General features: G+C 60.9%; 1 pseudogene. It reads right to left on the reverse strand.

Annotated features, from left to right (window positions below):
- Positions 1-182 (reverse strand): annotated as a pseudogene (locus AC0L2F_RS35825) (acyl-CoA dehydrogenase); the annotation flags it as partial.
- Positions 183-274: the final 92 nt, after the last annotated feature.

Below are 274 nucleotides of genomic sequence, written 5' to 3' on the forward strand. Positions count from 1 at the left end.
TCGCCACTGCGGTTGAGCGGGGCGAGCACGTTTTCGCAGAACTTGGCGCCCTCTTCGAGAATGGCACTGACCATGTCGGGGCTGGCGTCCGTCGCACCCAGGGCCGAGTAGTGGCCATGGAAATCGAAGACGTTGTCGATCAGAAAGCGCATGTCGCGCAGGGGAGCTTTGTAGTCAGGCATGGCGATGTCTCCGGCAGCAGATGGTCTCAACCTACTGCCGGCCCGCGCCCTGGACATTGTGTGTTGCGCTGCTGAATACGGCACCATTACTC

Source organism: Bradyrhizobium sp. Ken64, from assembly GCF_055807555.1.